An 18,084-nucleotide genomic window follows, 5' to 3' on the forward strand; every position below is an offset into this window, starting at 1 on the left:
AACGGCGTCAATATTTTTTAATATAGGACAACTAAATAACAAAATTTTAGCTTATTACTCGATTTTCATATTCCCCTGCTATGCATAACTATTTCCTGTTCTTATTCTGAATATGCATAAACCTTTACAGACAAACCGCAAATTATTCTCTATATTTTTAATTAGTTCATTTTTTAACTAAGTGGTTAAATGCAGCTAACGTGAAGTTATATGTTTTTAAAGTATGTGAATAAGTCTATTTTTGCTTATTTTTATAGGACTTTATTAAGATATTTTATAAAAAATAATGAAAGAACAAATGTGCCTTTAGAATTCGTTATTGGATGAATTTTTATTTATAAAGTGTCGATATAATTTACAAAAGTTATTGAAAAACCTCTTAAAATTAATCGAACTAGCATATAACAGGATAGACCTGATATTGCTTGGAATTTAAAAATAATAAGGGTATCGTAGCCTAAACTTCACCTCTCACTTTTACTTTAATTGCAGGATACAATCGCGTTATGTCAGACTTTCGTGAACAAGCACTACACTATCATTCGCACCCCGTTCCAGGAAAAATTAGCATTGAACTAACAAAGCCTGCTGAAACGGTAAAAGATCTCGCATTAGCATATAGTCCAGGAGTTGCAGAACCCGTGCGTGAAATCGCTGCAGACCCTGCAAACGCTTATAAATACACAGGCAAAGGGAATATGGTTGCGGTTATCACTAACGGTACTGCAATTTTAGGCTTAGGTAATTTAGGCCCACTTGCTTCAAAACCCGTAATGGAAGGTAAGGCATTACTATTTAAGCGATTTGCTGGCCTTGATTCTATTGATATTGAAGTAAAACACCGCACTACTGAAGACTTTATTAATACAGTTGCTAATATTGCTGACACGTTTGGCGGAATTAACCTTGAAGATATTAAGGCACCAGAGTGTTTTGAAATAGAAAAAGCATTGATTGAGCGCTGCAGTATTCCGATATTTCATGATGATCAGCACGGTACTGCCATTGTAACAGCTGCGGGTATGTTGAATGCACTTGAGGTGCAAGGCAAGTCTATCGAAAATGCGACTATTGTGTGTTTGGGTGCCGGTGCTGCTGCGGTTGCTTGTATGGAGCTGTTAATTAAGTGTGGTGCTTTGCGCGAGCACATTTATATGCTTGACCGTAAAGGTGTTATTCATACTCGTCGTGATGACTTAAATGAATACAAAAAACTTTTTGCTAACAATACAGACAAGCGCACGTTGCAAGATGTTATTGAAGATGCAGATGTATTTGTTGGTGTATCGGGACCTAATCTATTAGCTGCCGATGATTTAAAATTAATGGCAGAAAAACCAGTTGTGTTTGCTTGTTCAAACCCAGATCCAGAAATTGATCCTGCACTGGCTCATTCTGCTCGAAACGATCTAATTATGGCAACGGGTCGATCAGATTACCCTAACCAAGTTAATAATGTACTGTGTTTTCCGTTTATATTCCGCGGTGCTCTTGATGTACGCGCCAGTGCAATAAATGATGAAATGAAAATTGCAGCTGTAGAAGCGATTAGAAGTATTGCCAAAGAGCCTGTACCTGCTGAAGTACTGACGGCTGCGGGTGTTGATAAGCTGGAGTTTGGTGATAAGTATATTATTCCAAAACCAATGGATCCTCGTTTATTACCACGCATTGCAAAAGCGGTTGCAATAGCTGCTGTAGAGTCAGGTGTTGCACAAATTGATTTACCAGAAAACTATATGGAATAACGACTAAGTCGTAATTTAGACACAAAAAAACCTCAATTAGTTGAGGTTTTTTTGTGTCTAAATTACGTTTAGTCTTCGTTTAAAACAGGCACTTCTAGCCCCATTTCTTGCATTATTTTTTTCACTTCTTCAGGCACTTTTTCGGCGTTGTCTTTACGTAAGTCGTCGTCGTTAGGCAAAGGTTGACCGGTAAATGCATGTAAAAATGCTTCACAAAGTAATTCACTATTTGTTGCATGACGTAAGTTATTAATTTGACGACGCGTGCGTTCGTCCGTTAATACCTTTAATACATTTAGTGGGATTGAAACGGTAATTTTTTTTACTTGTTCTGATTTTTTCCCGTGTTCTGCGTATGGGTGAATATACTCACCATTCCATTTAGCCATAAGATGTATCGTCGCCTCAGATTAATAATTGCTCATATGCACTACAATGCATATGAATATGCGTGAAATTCTATCGATTTAAAAAAGATAGTCAAATACTAGTTGTTTAGCCATCTAGAGCTTTAAATGTTTTGACATCTTTAATAAGATAAATTACTCTTTTGGACGTCTAAACATCCAAATTAAATAGGTGACGAATATGAGCGAAAAAAATAAAGCAACCATTGCAGTAAGAAGTGGTGTTGAAGCAGACAAACATCATGGCGCAGTTGTCGCACCTATTTACTTATCAACCACCTATTCGTTTGCCGACTTTGATACAAAGCGTCAATACGATTACGGGCGAAGTGGTAACCCCAATCGTGATATTTTAGCCGAAACCTTGGCTGAGCTTGAAGGTGGCGCACACGGTATTATTACTGCCACGGGTATGTCTGCCGTTCATTTGGCTACGCAAATCCTGAATCATGACGATACGTTAGTGATCCCACATGATTGTTACGGCGGAAGCTATCGTTTATTTACTTCACTGCAAAAGCGCGGTTTGCTCAAGCTAGAAGTTTTAGATTTAACACAAGCACAAAGTATAGATAAAATTTTAGCAATTAAACCTAAGCTAATTTGGATAGAAACACCAAGTAACCCATTACTACGTTTAACTGATATTAAAGCAATAACCGATGTTGCTAAGCAGTGCGGTGCTTTAGTCGCTGCCGATAACACATTTTTATCACCAGCATTACAAAACCCTATTAAATTTGGTGTTGATATAGTTGTACATTCCACCACCAAGTACATCAATGGTCATTCAGATGTAGTAGGTGGAGCAGTGATTGCTGCTTCACAAGAGCTGGGCGATGAACTGGCATGGTGGGCAAATAATATAGGTATTACAGGTGCGCCATTTGATAGTTATTTAACATTGCGTGGGTTGCGAACACTAAATGTGCGTTTAAAGCAGCATCAAGAAAACGCATTAGCGATTGCTAAATATTTAGAAAAATCGGAATTTGTTCGCCAAGTTTATTACCCTGGTCTTGAATCACACCCACAGCATGAATTAGCCAAAGCGCAGCAACTAGGCTTTGGTGGCATGGTGAGTTTTGATATTAAAGGTGACATAAACGATGCTGCTGCGTTTTTAACCAGCTTACGTGACTTTAGCTTAGCAGAGTCTTTGGGCGGAGTAGAGAGCCTAATATGCCATCCTGCAACCATGACCCATGCTGGCATGGAGCCTAAAGCTCGTCTTGAAGCGGGAGTGGGCGATACACTTATTCGAGTTTCAGTAGGTATAGAAGATATAAACGACTTATTAGCTGATTTAGAGCGCGTGTTTCAGCTTGTAAAGCCAGGCAGTAAAGCAAATTTAAACAAAGGAGCTGGCGGTGACATTAAATTAAGTGCCGCTCATCCAGCGCTTTGGTGAACAATATGACACAAACAGTACATAAATTTGGTGGTTCAAGCCTTAGTTCGGCTCAACGGTATGAGCGGGTTGCGAGTATTATTTTAGAGCATACTCAGCCGGGCGATTGTGTTGTTGTATCTGCGGCGGGAAAAACAACCGATACTTTGGTGAAGTTATGGCAAAGCTATCAGCAACAAGATACGCATGTCGTTGCCGATATATTGCTGCAATTAAATAATCATCAAACTGATTTAATCACACAGTTACTCCATGCAGATCTTAAGCGAACTGCTTTAACGCGTTTGCATAGTGAACTAACAGCGATTAGTGAATTGATAAAAAACCAAGGCTTGGAAGAGGCTCCCTTGCTTGCTCATGGTGAGGTCTGGTCTGCACGCTTATTGGCGCTTTACCTTACGCAATTAAATATTAATGCTTGTGACCTTGATGCTCGAACACTTTTTACATTAAATAATGGGCAATTGTTACATACCCAAAATGCGCAGCAATGTGCGAAGTTTATAGCCCCAGGCTGCATTAATGTTGTCACAGGCTTTATTGCATCAAATACGTTGGGTGATACGGTTACACTTGGCCGCAATGGGAGTGACTATAGTGCAACCTTACTTGCTAATTACTGCCATGCTAAGCAGGTGTGTATTTGGACTGATACACAAGGTGTATACAGCACAGATCCTCGCAAAGTTAGTAAAGCGGTTAAATACAATAAAGTATGTAGAGGTCAAGCTAATCTATTAGCGCGATTAGGTAATCCCGTTTTACACGCTAAAACGCTTTCTCCTTTAAGAAACAGTGATATAAAACTATCCGTTCGAAGTAGTTTTGATGTGCAAGCAACGCCTACAGATATAGTTAAAGAAGGAAATGTAAAGCAAAAGCGTTTTATTACCACGTTAAACAACATCGATTTATTAACAGTTGAAAAGCTGGCCGAAGGCGAAGTCGCAGATGTTAGCCAGCTTATTCAACACAGCATTCATCACTTTAGTCAAAATGGTGAAACTTATTTAGTTGTCCCCTCTGCTTCAACATATAAGGTTGTTAGTTATTTTGAGGGTAGAGCAAACATTAGCGAATCGAGCTTAAATGGCTGTGCGGTTGTTGCGCCTGTTAATGATATTTCAAAACTGAATGTGTTGGCTATAGATACGTTAAATGCTCATGCCATCGAGCCGCGCTTTACTCACCAAGACAGTGGATACATTTTACTATTAACGGATCAGGTTATAGATAGCGACATACTCAGTGTTTTACACGATAAGCTTATTAATAAAGGCCAAGAAGTCGCTTTAATAATCGCAGGCCTTGGCAATGTGGGAGAGGTATTTATAGAGCAGTTGTCAGCTCAATTCGAGCGTTTATCTGATGACCTTACAATTAAATTAGTCGGGTTAATACGCTCTGAAACGTTACTCTTTAATCCCAGTGGTATAAACATTGCTGATTGGAAAACGCATTTTCTCTCAGAAAGCAAAGCTTATAATAACCAAACATTACTAAGCATAATTAGTGAGCTTGATTATGAGCATAAAGTGGTTGTTGATATTACCGCAAGCGAGACATTTAGCCAGTTATACCCTGAGTTTGTTGCATTAGATTGCCACTTGATCAGTGCTAACAAATACGCAGGAACTGCTAATACAGCATGGTATAAAGCTTTGCGTACGAGTATTAGTGAGCGAAATTTGCATTGGCGCTACAACACAAGCGTAGGTGCAGGCTTACCTGTTAATTTTGCATTGGCAGATTTGCAAAACAGTGGTGACAAAATCACTCGTATTGAAGGTGTTTTTTCAGGCACGTTATCGTGGTTATGCAGTAAATATGACGGATCAAGACCATTTTCTGATCTGGTGCTTGAAGCACAAAAAATGGGGTTCACAGAGCCCGATCCGCGTGAAGATTTATCAGGACGTGATATGCAGCGTAAACTGCTTATACTTGCCAGAGAGCTTGGTTTAGAACTCGACCTTGATGATATAAACTTATCAGCACTCATGCCCGAAACGCTTGCTTTAGGAAGTTGGGACGACTTTTTAGCTAATGAATCTACCCTCAATGACTTTATTGACGCTCATGCTGCAACTGCTGAAGCACAAAGTTCCGTACTTCGTTACACGGGTTTACTTGAAATTACGGACAGCAAAGTAACCGCTAAAGTAGGTATTACTTATACCCCTATTGGTGATGCGTTAGCTAATTTAACACCTGGTGATAATATTTTTGTCATTAATAGTAAGTGGTATAGCGCTAACGCTCTTGTGATTCAAGGGCCTGGTGCGGGTAAGGAAGTAACCGCTGCGGGTATTCATTCTGACTTATATTGGTTGGTACAAAATATAAAATAAGGTTACAAAGGCCTTGTATCAATCCGCGATAATACCTAATCATTTTGCGGGGCTAAACGTGTCGCTACCTGCGTTAAAAAATTTTTATTTAGAACAGTTAAATTTGGTATTAACTAAAAACGGCAGCCAATGGCTGCCGTTCTTTATTTAAAACAGTTCTTCTTCTGTTTTAGTGTCTTCTTCAAATATATCTGTTGGTTGAGACATAACGTATTTTGTGGGGGCGGTGCCTTTGTCAAAATACTCAAAGCGACTGGTGTAATCATTTTTATGACTTAATAAACCGGTTTCTAAATCAATCCGAATAGACACTAAGCCTTCTGGCGGCTCTATCGGTGCTTCAGGTTTACCTTCAAGCGCAACTTTCATAAACTCAACCCAAGCTGGCTGTGCTGTTTTAGCGCCAGATTCAGCCCCTGATATTTGCCCGCTATCAAGATTGTTATTGTATGAAGTTCTGCCTAGCGGATTGCCAGGGTTATCAAAACCAACCCATACCGAAGTCATAACATTTCGATTAAAGCCACTAAACCAAGTATCTACAGAGTCATTAGTTGTGCCCGTTTTTCCTGATAGATCACGACGGCCTAATGCTTGAGCGCGCCAACCTGTTCCTGACCAACCCGTTTTATGTGACCAGTTTCCGCCCCCCCAAACAGCGCTATGCATTGCTTGAGCAATTAAAAATGCATTTTGTTTTGATATGACCTGAGGTGCACATTTTAATTGTGGCGTATCAGTATTTTGTTGTGGAAATAATTCGGAGTTTATTGTTGGCGTTGGCGTTAGCGATTGCGAAGAGTTGTCGTCACACACTACTGAAGGATTAGCTTTAAACAAACTATTACCGTAAGCATCTTGGATTTCTGAGATAAAGTACGGCTCAATCAAATGCCCACCATTCGCAAATGCACTCATACCGCGTGCGAGTTCAATTGGAGTAATTGAAGCGCTGCCCAGTGCTAATGATTCACTACGGTTAATATCTGAATTTTTAAAGCCAAATTTTAATAAGTGATCTGCTGTTCGTTGCAAACCAACACCTCGGAGCAAACGGACTGATATTACGTTTTTAGATTGTGCTAACGCGCGACGAATTCTAATCGGGCCATTGTAAACAGCCGGACTGTTCTTAGGTCGCCATGCCACACCTTGACTTTTATCCCACTGATTAATTGGCGCATCGTTTAAAATAGAGGCGAGCGTATAGCCGTTCTCAAGCGCAGCAGAATAAATAAATGGTTTTATGTTTGACCCCACTTGGCGCTTTGCTTGAATAGCTCGGTTGTATTGACTTTGTTCAAAGCTATAGCCGCCAACAATGGCTTTAATGCGACCATCTTGTGGGTCAAGTGAAACAATTGCGCTTGATGCTTCAGGTAGTTGGCTTAGTTCATACTCGTTATTGCTGTTTTTACGCACCCAGATTTGCATTCCTGGCGTTAATATTTCAGTTGCCGTAGTTGGAGCAAAACCTTGGCGATAACGAGTTATGTATTTGCGTGCCCATTTTAAGTTGTCCCAATTCAGGTTTATTTGCTCTGCATTTTTAAGCAATACCGTGGCACTTTTTTCATCCACGTTAATAACAGCAGCTGCTTTCAATGTACCTATCTCTTTGGCTTCATTGAGTTTAGCTAGTATTTTATCTTCACTTAGCGCTGATTGTTTTTCAGGATCCCATAAAATAGCGGTGGGGCCTCTAAAGCCATGACGCATATCGTAGCTATGAAGATTATTAACTAACGCGGTTTGCGCCGCTTTTTGTACTTTGGACTCAACAGAGGTAAATATTTTAAAGCCTGAATTATATGCCTTGTCTGTTCCGTAACGTGAAACCATTTCTGCACGCACCATTTCAGAAATGTACGGAGCGTATAAATCTATTTCAGCACCATGAAAGTAAGCGGTGATAGGTTGGCTTGTTGCATCATCATATACGTCTTGTGTTATGTAGTTTTCAGTTAATAAACGACCAAGTACAACATTACGGCGTGCTTTTGCACGGGTAGGGTTGCGAATTGGGTTTAACGCCGAAGGCGCTTTTGGCAAGCCAGCAATCATCGCCATTTGAGCAAGCGTTAAGTCTTTTAACTCTTTACCATAATAAACTTGAGCGGCAGCTCCAATACCAAAGGCGCGGTTACCTAGCTCGATTTTGTTTAGGTAAAGTTCTAAAATTTCATCTTTAGTAAGTACATTTTCTATGTGTAACGCGATGAATATCTCTTTTATTTTACGGATATAAGCTTTTTCTCGGGTTAAGAAAAAATTACGTGCAAGTTGCATGGTAATAGTACTAGCACCTTGTTTTTTCTCGCCTGTAGAAATAAGAACAATAGCAGAGCGAACTATGCCAATAGGGTCTATACCTATATGGTCATAAAAGCGATTATCTTCAGTTGCTAAAAATGCATCAATTAAAGGTTGTGGGATTTCATCAATAGTGACCGGAATTCGACGTTTTTCACCAAATTGATTGATCAAAAGGCCATCTTTAGTGAATACTTGCATAGGAGTTTGTAATTGCACGTCTTTTAAAACTTGCACACTGGGGATATCAGGTTTAACGTAGTAATAAAGACTGATCAATGTTATCAGACCGATTAACGTACAAATGATAAAAAATTGTAAAGTTCGTTTTAATAAAATCACTTATATTTCCCTAAATGGACTCCCAATTGCGAGTTTGGACTGATAGTATATATTGATTAAAAAATGAATAATATTTTTTCAGAAAAAAATTATAACTTGTTTATTATTAAAACAAAGGCCAAGTTGCAAACATGCTAAGTCAACTATTTCAAAAGCCATCGCCAATGATGGTAGGAATTGATATCGGATCGCACTCGATTAAAGCGGTGCTTCTGAGAGAAATTGAAAGTGGATTTCGATTAGAAGCGCTAGCAATTGAGCCTATGCCTAAAGGTGCGATGAGTGAACGAACGATTCAAGATATTGAAGCGATTGGTAATGTAATAACAAAATTAAAAAGAAAATTACCTAAGTCACTTAAAAATGCAGCAGTGGCAGTGTCAGGGCAAACGGTTATTACAAAAGTAATTTTTATGGATGTGTCGTTGAGCGATGCAGAACTTGAATCTCAAATTGAAATTGAAGCAGATAGTCTAATACCTTACCCACTTGATGAAGTTAGCTTAGACTTTGAAAAGCTTTCTACTAACGAAGCTGATCCGAGTAAAATGAATGTATTACTTTCAGCAGCTCGAACAGAAAGTGTTGAAGCACGTGTTGGCGCATTAGAGGAGGCTAATCTCGATACTAAGATTGTTGATGTAGAAAGTTACGCCTTAAGCCGTGCGATGGACGTTTATTATCAACAGCTACCAAGCGATGCCTTCAATAAGTGTGTTGCTGTTGTAGATATTGGCGCTGTACTAATGCTTGTAAGTGTTGTGCAAGCTGGTGAAACTATTTATACACGTGACCAGGTCTTTGGTGGTGATCAATACACAAATAGTATTGTTAACTACTACAACAAAGGGTTTGATGAAGCTGAAATAGGTAAAACATCTGGCGACTTGCCTCCTAATTATACTTTTGAGGTGTTGGCGCCGTTTCAAACAGCGTTATTACAGCAAGTACGAAGAGCAGTACAAATGTTCTTAACCACCAGTGGTAAAGAGCAAATCGATTACATTGTACTGACAGGCGGCACATCTATGATCAAAGGAATAGATCGCTTGTTAATAGAGGAGCTAGGTATCCATAGTGTCGTTGCAGAGCCTTTTGCAAATATGGAAATTTCGCCCAAAGTAGATCGTAATGTAATGCAACGCCATAGAACACAGTTTGCGATTGCGACAGGTTTGGCATTAAGGAGTTTTTCATCATGCCACATATAAATCTACTGCCTTGGCGAGAGCGACAACGCGAAGAATCTAAAAAGAAATTTGTAACCATATTGGTTGGAATTGTGTTGGCGTGTTTTTTAAGTATGTACTTATTAAGCATGTTTTATGGCGCCTTAAAAGATGGGCAAAACCTAAAAAATAATTATTTAAGTTCAGAAATCAGTATGCTTGATCGAAAGATAAGTGATATCAGAGAACTAGACAAACGAAAAGAAAACCTGCAGCAACGTATGCGATTAATCGAAGAGCTGCAAAGTAGTCGTAACCTTGGCACACAAATTATGGATGAAGTAACCAAAATAGTGCCTCAAGGTATTTATTTAACAAAGCTTGAGCGCAGAGGGAACCAAATTTATGTGCTTGGGCGCAGTGAATCAAATAACCGTTTATCTACTATGATACGCCAGGTACAAGGTTCTTATTTATTAGAGCGCCTAACAATGCAAGATATTGTTGCAGGCGATCAGTCTTCGCGTTTACTCAGTGACTTTAGTATGGAGTTTTACGTAAAACCATTTGATGAAATTGGTGAGGTGCGCGATGAACCTTGATTTTAAAGCGCTTGGCGAAATAGATTGGAATGAAATTGAGTTAGACAACATTGGTGACTGGCCAGCTGCCGTAAAGGTAATTTGCTGTGCATTTGTGGCAGGCCTTATTTTGTTTTTTAGTTATAGCTTATTGGTTTCTGATGAAATTGACAGTTACCACAGTGCAGTTTCCAAAGAGGTTGATTTAAGAAGTACATACCGAACTAAGTATGCAGTGGCAAGTAAGTTGGATATTTATCGTCAGCAAATGATAGAAATGGAAGACAAGTTTTCTCAATTACTTAAACGTTTGCCTACTTCAAATGAAATTCCAGGCTTACTTGATGATTTATCGTATGTTGGCACAACAAGTGGACTCACCTTTTTAAAAATTGGCTGGTTACCTGAGGTTCAAAAAGAATTTTATACCGAACTGCCCATTAAAATCGAAGTCGTAGGGACGTATCATGAATTTGGTGAATTTGTAGGAAAAGTGGCTCAGTTACCTCGAATAGTTAGTTTGCATGACTTTTCTATTACGTCTTCTGGCGAAAAACAACTAACATTTAGTGTCGTGGCAAAAACTTACCGTTATGAAGAAGGAGCTAAAAAATGAGGCTCCTTCATTTAATGCCTGTTTTGGCTGTTGTTGCGTTAGTAGGTTGTAACGATGATACATCGGAACAAAAAGAGTTTATTGATCAGGTAAAAGCAAGTACTACGCCTAAAGTTGAGGCAATTCCTGAACTTACTCAATTTGAAATTTTTGAATATAGTGCAGGTAATTTACGAAGCCCATTTGTGGCGCCCCAACCTGAAATAATTCAGAACAAACTGACACAAATAAAAAACTGTTTACACCCAGATCCAGACAGACGCAGAGAGCCACTAGAAAAATACCCGTTAGATAATCTAGCAATGAAAGGTACAATTGGCTCAAGTGGCCAAGTTTGGGCACTTATAACCGCGGCAGATGAAACGTTACACCGTGTAACGATTGGTAATTATTTGGGTAGTTACGATGGCAAGGTAAAGGCTGTGAGTAGTGATTTCATAGAATTAGTTGAATTAATCCCTGATGGGTCTGGTTGTTGGAAAGAGCGCCTGACTAAACTGGAAATGTTAGAGGCGGCAACTGATGGCGCAAATTAATAATAAAAAAGGTAAAAATAACATGCATAAGGATGTTCTTTGGTTTAATCGCATTGCGAAAAGTTTACTTGCAACAGCCGCTTTGGTTTGTGCCAGTAATGCTTTGGCAGGACCATTGCTTTACGATGTACGTTATAATCCATTACTAAAAGGTGAGACCGAACTACAACTTGTTTTCGACGAAGAGATAACGATAGAGCCGCAAATTCAAGTGTTTAACAGCCCTGCGCGCATTGAAATGTTTTTTGACACCGCAGAGTTAGAATTAGGGTTAAATGACGTTGAAGTTAATCAAGCAGGTATTAGTAGTGTCACTAATGTTTTATCTGAGCAAGGTTTAAAGGTAACGGTTAACCTAGACAGATTAAAAATGTATGAAACAGAGGTTAACAATAACCTAGTTTCAATACGTGTATCAGATAATCCATTAACCGGTTCAGTGACCGAAGACGAAGCTGTACTGACAGGTGATGTGAGTGGAAACTACATTAACCGCATCCAATCTATTGACTTTAGACGTGGTGAGAAAGGAGAGGCAAAGGTACTTGTATTTTTACAAGACACGCAAGCTGCTATAGAGGTTCACGAAAGTGGCGGCAAAATCTATGCAGATTTTCACCATACTGACATTCTTGACGATCTACTTTATGAATTAGATGTTTTAGATTTTGGTACCATTGTTAGTACTATCGAAACATTTAAAGAAGAAGGGCGTAGCCGCGTTGTTATTGAACCAAATGCCGAATTTACGTTCACGTATCAGCAAATAGACAATATTCTTACTCTTACGATTGAAAAAGATGAGACTCAAAATGCCTATTTAGATGGTGGTAAAGAGTATCAAGGTCGACCAATGACCTTAAACTTTCAAGATATTTCGGTCCGTGCCGCATTACAAATTATCGCAGGTTATAACGACTTTAACTTAGTAACGAGTGACTCTGTTACGGGAAATATTACGCTTCGTCTAGACGGTGTGCCTTGGGATCAGGCTCTTGATGTAGTATTACGCATCAAAGGGTTGGACAAGCGCATGGATGGCTCTATATTGATGGTAGCGCCCGCTGAAGAACTTGCCGCCCGTGAAGCTAAAGATTTAAAAGCAAAACAACAAGTTGAAGATTTAGAGCCGCTTTACAGCGAATATATGCGTTTAAATTATGCCAAAGCTGAAGACTTTGCTGATTTATTAAAAACTGATATTAATAGCATCATTACTCCACGCGGAAGCGTGTCGGTTGATCAGCGTACTAATACGCTACTCGTTAAAGATACTGTTAAGAGTATAGAAAATATTAGACGCATGATTGAAACTCTAGACATACCGGTTCAACAGGTTGTTATTGAATCTCGTATGGTAACAGTGCGTGATAACGTAACTGAGGACCTAGGTGTGCGTTGGGGGTTTAGTGATCAGCAAGGTAGTGATGGCATATCAGGTTCTTTGGAAGGTGCTGAAACAATTTCAAATGGCGTAATCCCTGACTTAACAGACAGATTGAATGTAAATCTACCTATTACAAATCCAGCGGCTAGTATTGGCCTGCACATAGCAAAACTCGCCAACGGTACATTAATTGATTTAGAGTTAAGTGCACTGGAAGAAGAAAATAAAGGTGAGATTATTGCAAGTCCGCGTATTATTGCTGCCAACCAGCAAAAAGCGCGCATTGAACAAGGTACTGAAATACCCTATACAGAATCAGCTTCTAGTGGTGCAACAACGGTAAGCTTTAAAAAAGCAGTACTTAGTTTAGAGGTGACGCCACATATAACGCCTGATAATAAAGTGATTTTAGACTTAATTATCACGCAAGATACACGGGGTGATGTTGTACAAACAGGTACCGGTGAGGCCGTATCGATAGATACTCAAGAAATTCAAACACAAGTATTAGTAGAAAACGGGCAAACCATTGTACTCGGTGGTATTTTCCAACAACAAATAATCAACACCACAAATAAAGTGCCAGTATTAGGCGATATTCCTTATGTTGGTAGGTTATTTAAAAGCACTAGCGAATTTAATGAAAAACGCGAATTGCTTATTTTTGTGACACCGAAAATACAAATAGATTAAAATAAGGTACTTTTTTGTTAATCGACGGGTGATTATCTAGTTTAATTGCTCGTTATGTGGCTTTTTATTCTAATTGACTTGAAATACCCCTGCAATTACTGAGATAATCCCCTCCTTAATTTTGGGGCCAGGTCGTTAGGCGGGGTTTTATTTCAAATTTTAGAGTTCGTTTGTACTAAAAGATATGGCTGAGAAACGTAATATATTTCTAATTGGCCCCATGGGGGCTGGAAAAAGCACAATTGGTCGTCACATTGCCGATCAATTACACCTTGAATTTGTTGATTCTGATCAAGAAATCGAACGCCGCACGGGTGCAGATATTGCCTGGGTATTCGACCTTGAAGGTGAAGAAGGCTTTAGACTTCGTGAAGAATCTGTTATTGGCGACTTAACTGAAATGCAAGGTATTGTACTTGCTACAGGTGGTGGTTCAGTAATGAGTAAAGAAGTTCGAAACAAGCTTTCGGCTCGTGGTATCGTTGTATACCTAGAGACACCTATTGAAAAGCAAGTTGCACGCACACAACGCGACAAGCGTCGCCCGTTACTGCAAACAGAAGAAGCACCTCGTGATGTACTAGAGCGCTTAGCAGAAGAACGCGAACCGTTATATAAAGAAGTGGCTGATTTTGTTGTACGCACTGATGAGCAAAGCGCTAAAGTTGTTGCAAATCAAATCATTGAGAAACTAGATTTTTAAAACCAATACATAATAAAGGATTAGCTGAGCATGCTTAAATTAACTGTTAATTTGGACGAGCGAAGTTATCCTATTTATATTGGGAAATCTGCACTTCAAGATAATGGCCGTCTAATTCATCATATTGGTGATTGTCGGCCTATCATCATTACTAATGACACAATTGAACCTTTATATCTACAAGGCTTACTTGATTCATTAGCTGAATTAAATCCTCTTTCCTTTATCATACCTGATGGTGAGCAATACAAGTCACTAGAGTGGTTTGAAAAAATATCCGCTTTTTTACTGCAAAATAATTGTGGTCGCGATACTTGTTTAATTGCATTAGGTGGTGGTGTAGTTGGTGATTTAACTGGTTTTGTAGCTGCATGTTATCAACGTGGCGTGCCGTTTATTCAAATACCGACAACACTTTTATCGCAAGTAGATTCATCTGTTGGTGGAAAAACAGCGGTGAACCATCCGTTAGGAAAAAACATGATTGGGGCTTTTTATCAGCCACAAGCTGTTTTTATTGATACTCAGTCTCTTCATACACTCCCAAAAAGAGAGTTTGCGGCAGGAATGGCTGAAGTTATTAAGTATGGTTTAATATACGATACCGAGCTTTTTAATTATTTAGAGCAAAATGTTGAAAACTTACAGCAGCTAAATGAAACATGCCTGCAGCATATCATTTACAGGTGCTGTGAAATTAAAGCGTTAATCGTTGCTGAGGATGAAAAAGAGCAAGGTCTTAGAGCACTACTAAACTTGGGGCATACCTTCGGTCACGCAATTGAGGCCCAAATGGGTTATGGTAAGTGGCTTCATGGTGAAGCTGTTGCTACGGGTATGGTGTTAGCTTCTCAGTTGGCTCACACTCGAGGTGACTTAACGCAGCAGGATGTAGCGCGTATTGTGGATGTTATTAAACAATATAACTTACCAACTGAAGTACCTGCAGATATGACGAGTGAGCAATTTTTATTGCATATGCGCAAAGATAAAAAAAATAAAAAAGGAACTATCCGTTTTATTTTACCCACTCAATTTGGTCAATGTGCACTGGTAGACGATGTATCTGACGATCAAGTCCGAGCATTAATCGAGCACTAAATGCAGTCACAAATTTTACCAAGCCGTGCGGCTTTGGTGGATAGAATCGCACTGCAATTTGAATATGGTCAAAACCTCATTGTTTTATTGGGCACATCAGGCCTAGGTAAAAGCTATCTACTTGAAACCTTTATTACCGATAAATACAACGACTTTAATAAAGCATTTGTACAATCGAGTGCAAAATTGACTGACGCTCAGTTAATGAGTGATCTATTAGAGCAAAGCTTTAACAACCCGTTGGTTGATCATAATTTAAGTTTGTCTGAAAATTTTTATCAGTTACTTAGTCAACAACAACCGGGCTCCTGTTTATGGGTTATTGACGGTGGCAGGCACTTATCAGAAGAGTTTTTAATTGAGCTGGAGCTGCTAGCTAAAAATAGCCCAATCACTCTTTATATTATGATTGCCTCAGCTGCAAAGTTGGCAGTTGAACACGCAGTCGAAATTCATCTTGAACGGCTTCCTCTTCATGAAAGTAAGCAGTTAATGGGGTGGTACTTTGAAAAGCTTCCTCACGATGAAGATCCTGTTTTCCAAGCTTTTTTAGCTGAAGCTAATGGTAATCCTAATTTATTGCTTGCATGGCAACAGGATGAGTACGTCGCAGATATCAAAGTTAAAGATAAAGTATCATGGCGTTTACATTTGCTGGTACTTATGTTGCTCATTATGTTCTTAATTATAGGCTTGTTATATAAGTCAGATATGAGTGATTGGTGGCAAAAGCATTATGAGCAAGGCACCATTGAGGTTGATAGCACTGCTATTCCAGTGAGTCAGATCACAGCACCTTCTACTTTTGAGGACAATACAGCAAGTATTACTGATATATCAGCCGAAACAAGCGCCAAGCAGAGTGAGCAACCAAACGTTGAGCTGCAAAGCACAAACGATATACCTGCAATAATGCAAAGCTTAAGTGCTAGAAGTCAGGAAAATAATTCAACTAGCTCAAATAGCCTTCTAGAAGATGAGCCGGTTGAAGAGTTTGTAGAGGCGAGGCAAAGAAGCACTGGAGCAGATGAATCACCAGTGCAGCTGCCCATTAACGAAGCTAGTGCGTGGTACTCTCAGCAAAATGATTCAAATACAGTTATTCAGTTGCTTGCAGTCACACAAAAACAAGTTGTAGATGATTTTATAGAGCAGTATGCACTTCAATTAACTGCGTACACCTATCAAACACAAAGAAACGGTAAAACATGGTGGGTTGTTACAACCGGCAGTTTTACAAGCATGAATGATGCACAGCAAGGTATGAAAAAACTACCTGCAAGTATCTTAAAAAATAAGCCGTTTTATAAAAAAATTAGTAAAATAAAACAAGAAATTGCACTAGTTGATCAGTAATATAAATCGCTTTAGTGTAAAATCGCGCAACACCAGATTGAAGTAAAGAACCAATGCAGCAAAAGAGTAGAGCCTTCCTTAAATGGGCTGGCGGAAAATACAGTCTCGTTGATGATATTAACGCGCGATTAAACCAAGCAAGTTCGCATGCTGATACCTTGGTTGAACCTTTTGTTGGTGCCGGTTCCGTTTTTCTCAATAGCGATTTTAAGCATTATATTCTTAATGATATTAATGCTGATTTAATCAACTTATATAAAGAATTAAGAAATTCACCCGATGAATTTATTAGTGATGCAAAAAAGCTATTCGTTGATTTAAATAACCACCCCGATGCGTACTACGAATACCGAGTTCAGTTTAATCAAAGCCGTGATGTATACGAGCGGTCAATGCTATTTTTATACATGAATCGGTTTGGTTACAACGGCTTATGCCGTTATAACTTAAAAGGTATTTTTAATGTACCATTTGGTAAATATAAAAAGCCTTATTTCCCTGAAAAGGAAATGTACTTTTTTGCTGAAAAAGCACAGCAAGCGACCTTTACATGCTTAGGCTACGATGACGTATTTAAACTAGTTCCTAATAACGCGGTTATTTATTGCGATCCACCCTATGTCCCTTTGAGTAAAACGGCTTCGTTTACTTCTTATGCTAAGGGCGGGTTTAATTTAGATGATCAGGCTAATTTAGCTAATTTGGCAGAAAAAGCGGCGTTTGAAAATAACACCCCAGTGCTTATTTCAAATCACGATACAGTATGGACACGGAAAATATACAGCCAAGCATCACTTGATCAAATTCAAGTAAAAAGGACGATAAGCCCTAAGGGCGGAACTCGTAATAAAGTAGGCGAGTTAATGGCTATGTACTTACCACTAAAACAACCACAGCATAAATTGAAAGCGCAAAAGCGATAAATAGTATTATCGCAATAGCAATGATTGAGGAAATAGAGTGTTCTTGAAAATCTGCGCGGCGCTTTTGTTCTGATTGAACACCAAAAAATGCGGCTAGCACACTTTGCAACGCGCTAATAAAGTGCCGCATTGTCTAGAATAAAGGCTTTAAAGAAGGTGTTTTCTTGTTGTCGTCTGAGCTTGTTAATAACTCAAGTAAATCCAAGTAGTGAAACTGAGCACTGCGGCTATCGCCAGTGATCCAAGAAAACCAAGAAGAGTCTTCTTCAAGTACGTGTAAACAGGGTTTGTTTGTGTTTATTTCGTGTGTTGATTGCGGAGCACAATTATTATCCGAGCTTAACTCTTGCCCTGAACTTGGCGTAAAACTTACTACCCCAATAACTAATAATGCAGATGCAATTAATATCCCAATTTTAAAAGCGCGCATGATTTGAACCTAATATT

At 39.0% G+C, this 18,084-nt stretch carries 16 protein-coding genes; 12 read left to right on the top strand and 4 right to left on the bottom strand.

Features of this window, described 5'->3' with window-relative positions; translation table 11 throughout:
- Positions 1-506 precede the first annotated feature (506 nt).
- Positions 507-1,748, top strand: coding sequence for a malic enzyme-like NAD(P)-binding protein (locus ACFI34_RS11535; RefSeq protein WP_006793093.1), 1,242 nt, complete (start codon positions 507-509; stop codon positions 1,746-1,748).
- Between the two features lie 68 nt (positions 1,749-1,816).
- Here the strand turns inward: ACFI34_RS11535 and metJ are convergent, their stop codons facing one another.
- Positions 1,817-2,137: a met regulon transcriptional regulator MetJ gene (metJ, locus tag ACFI34_RS11540; RefSeq protein WP_006793094.1), complete on the bottom strand. Its 321-nt coding sequence runs from the start codon at positions 2,135-2,137 to the stop codon at positions 1,817-1,819.
- A gap of 199 nt (positions 2,138-2,336) precedes the next feature.
- Between metJ and metB the strand changes: the two genes are divergently transcribed.
- Positions 2,337-3,566, top strand: a complete 1,230-nt coding sequence (gene metB / locus ACFI34_RS11545; RefSeq protein ID WP_462673591.1) for a cystathionine gamma-synthase — start codon at positions 2,337-2,339, stop codon at positions 3,564-3,566.
- 5 nt (positions 3,567-3,571) lie between these two features.
- The gene (gene metL, locus ACFI34_RS11550) at positions 3,572-5,917 is read left to right on the top strand and encodes a bifunctional aspartate kinase/homoserine dehydrogenase II (RefSeq protein WP_462673592.1); all 2,346 of its coding nucleotides are present in this window, start codon (positions 3,572-3,574) and stop codon (positions 5,915-5,917) included.
- A gap of 147 nt (positions 5,918-6,064) precedes the next feature.
- On the opposite strand, the gene ACFI34_RS11555 is transcribed toward metL, so the two are convergent.
- Positions 6,065-8,572 (bottom strand): penicillin-binding protein 1A, encoded by a 2,508-nt coding sequence (locus tag ACFI34_RS11555; RefSeq protein ID WP_462673593.1) that lies wholly within the window; start codon positions 8,570-8,572, stop codon positions 6,065-6,067.
- 131 nt (positions 8,573-8,703) lie between these two features.
- Between ACFI34_RS11555 and ACFI34_RS11560 the strand changes: the two genes are divergently transcribed.
- From ACFI34_RS11560 to ACFI34_RS11600, 9 genes are all read left to right on the top strand, one after another.
- Complete coding sequence (locus ACFI34_RS11560; protein WP_462673594.1) at positions 8,704-9,783, top strand: pilus assembly protein PilM; 1,080 nt, start codon at positions 8,704-8,706, stop codon at positions 9,781-9,783.
- A complete protein-coding gene (locus tag ACFI34_RS11565) occupies positions 9,771-10,343 on the top strand; it encodes a PilN domain-containing protein (RefSeq protein ID WP_462673595.1) in 573 nt (190 codons plus the stop codon). The genes ACFI34_RS11560 and ACFI34_RS11565 overlap by 13 nt, the downstream gene beginning before the upstream one ends.
- The gene (locus tag ACFI34_RS11570; RefSeq protein ID WP_462673596.1) at positions 10,333-10,938 is read left to right on the top strand and encodes a type IV pilus inner membrane component PilO; all 606 of its coding nucleotides are present in this window, start codon (positions 10,333-10,335) and stop codon (positions 10,936-10,938) included. Before ACFI34_RS11565 ends, ACFI34_RS11570 begins: the two co-directional genes overlap by 11 nt.
- Complete coding sequence (locus tag ACFI34_RS11575) at positions 10,935-11,474, top strand: pilus assembly protein PilP (protein WP_462673597.1); 540 nt, start codon at positions 10,935-10,937, stop codon at positions 11,472-11,474. Before ACFI34_RS11570 ends, ACFI34_RS11575 begins: the two co-directional genes overlap by 4 nt.
- Positions 11,461-13,554 carry a type IV pilus secretin PilQ gene (locus ACFI34_RS11580; RefSeq protein WP_462673598.1) on the top strand — a complete coding sequence of 698 codons (2,094 nt, stop codon included), beginning with the start codon at positions 11,461-11,463 and terminating at the stop codon, positions 13,552-13,554. Before ACFI34_RS11575 ends, ACFI34_RS11580 begins: the two co-directional genes overlap by 14 nt.
- A 184-nt stretch (positions 13,555-13,738) precedes the next feature.
- On the top strand, positions 13,739-14,257 hold the full coding sequence (aroK, locus tag ACFI34_RS11585) for a shikimate kinase AroK (RefSeq protein WP_006793103.1): 519 nt from the start codon (positions 13,739-13,741) through the stop codon (positions 14,255-14,257).
- Positions 14,258-14,287: 30 nt separating this feature from the next.
- The gene (gene aroB, locus ACFI34_RS11590) at positions 14,288-15,358 is read left to right on the top strand and encodes a 3-dehydroquinate synthase (protein WP_462673599.1); all 1,071 of its coding nucleotides are present in this window, start codon (positions 14,288-14,290) and stop codon (positions 15,356-15,358) included.
- Entirely contained in the window at positions 15,359-16,714 is a 1,356-nt protein-coding gene (locus ACFI34_RS11595) for an AAA family ATPase (protein WP_462673600.1), read from the top strand. It abuts the gene before it with no gap.
- Positions 16,715-16,767: 53 nt separating this feature from the next.
- Entirely contained in the window at positions 16,768-17,637 is an 870-nt protein-coding gene (locus tag ACFI34_RS11600) for a Dam family site-specific DNA-(adenine-N6)-methyltransferase (protein WP_006793106.1), read from the top strand.
- Here ACFI34_RS11600 and ACFI34_RS11605 read toward each other — a convergent pair.
- Positions 17,582-17,767 carry a DUF2970 domain-containing protein gene (locus ACFI34_RS11605; RefSeq protein ID WP_074210163.1) on the bottom strand — a complete coding sequence of 62 codons (186 nt, stop codon included), beginning with the start codon at positions 17,765-17,767 and terminating at the stop codon, positions 17,582-17,584. The two genes, ACFI34_RS11600 and ACFI34_RS11605, sit on opposite strands and share 56 nt — an antisense overlap.
- Positions 17,768-17,770: 3 nt before the next feature.
- A complete protein-coding gene (locus tag ACFI34_RS11610) occupies positions 17,771-18,067 on the bottom strand; it encodes a hypothetical protein (protein WP_462673601.1) in 297 nt (98 codons plus the stop codon).
- Positions 18,068-18,084 lie beyond the last annotated feature (17 nt).

This window comes from Pseudoalteromonas sp. PSi26, from assembly GCF_054960575.1.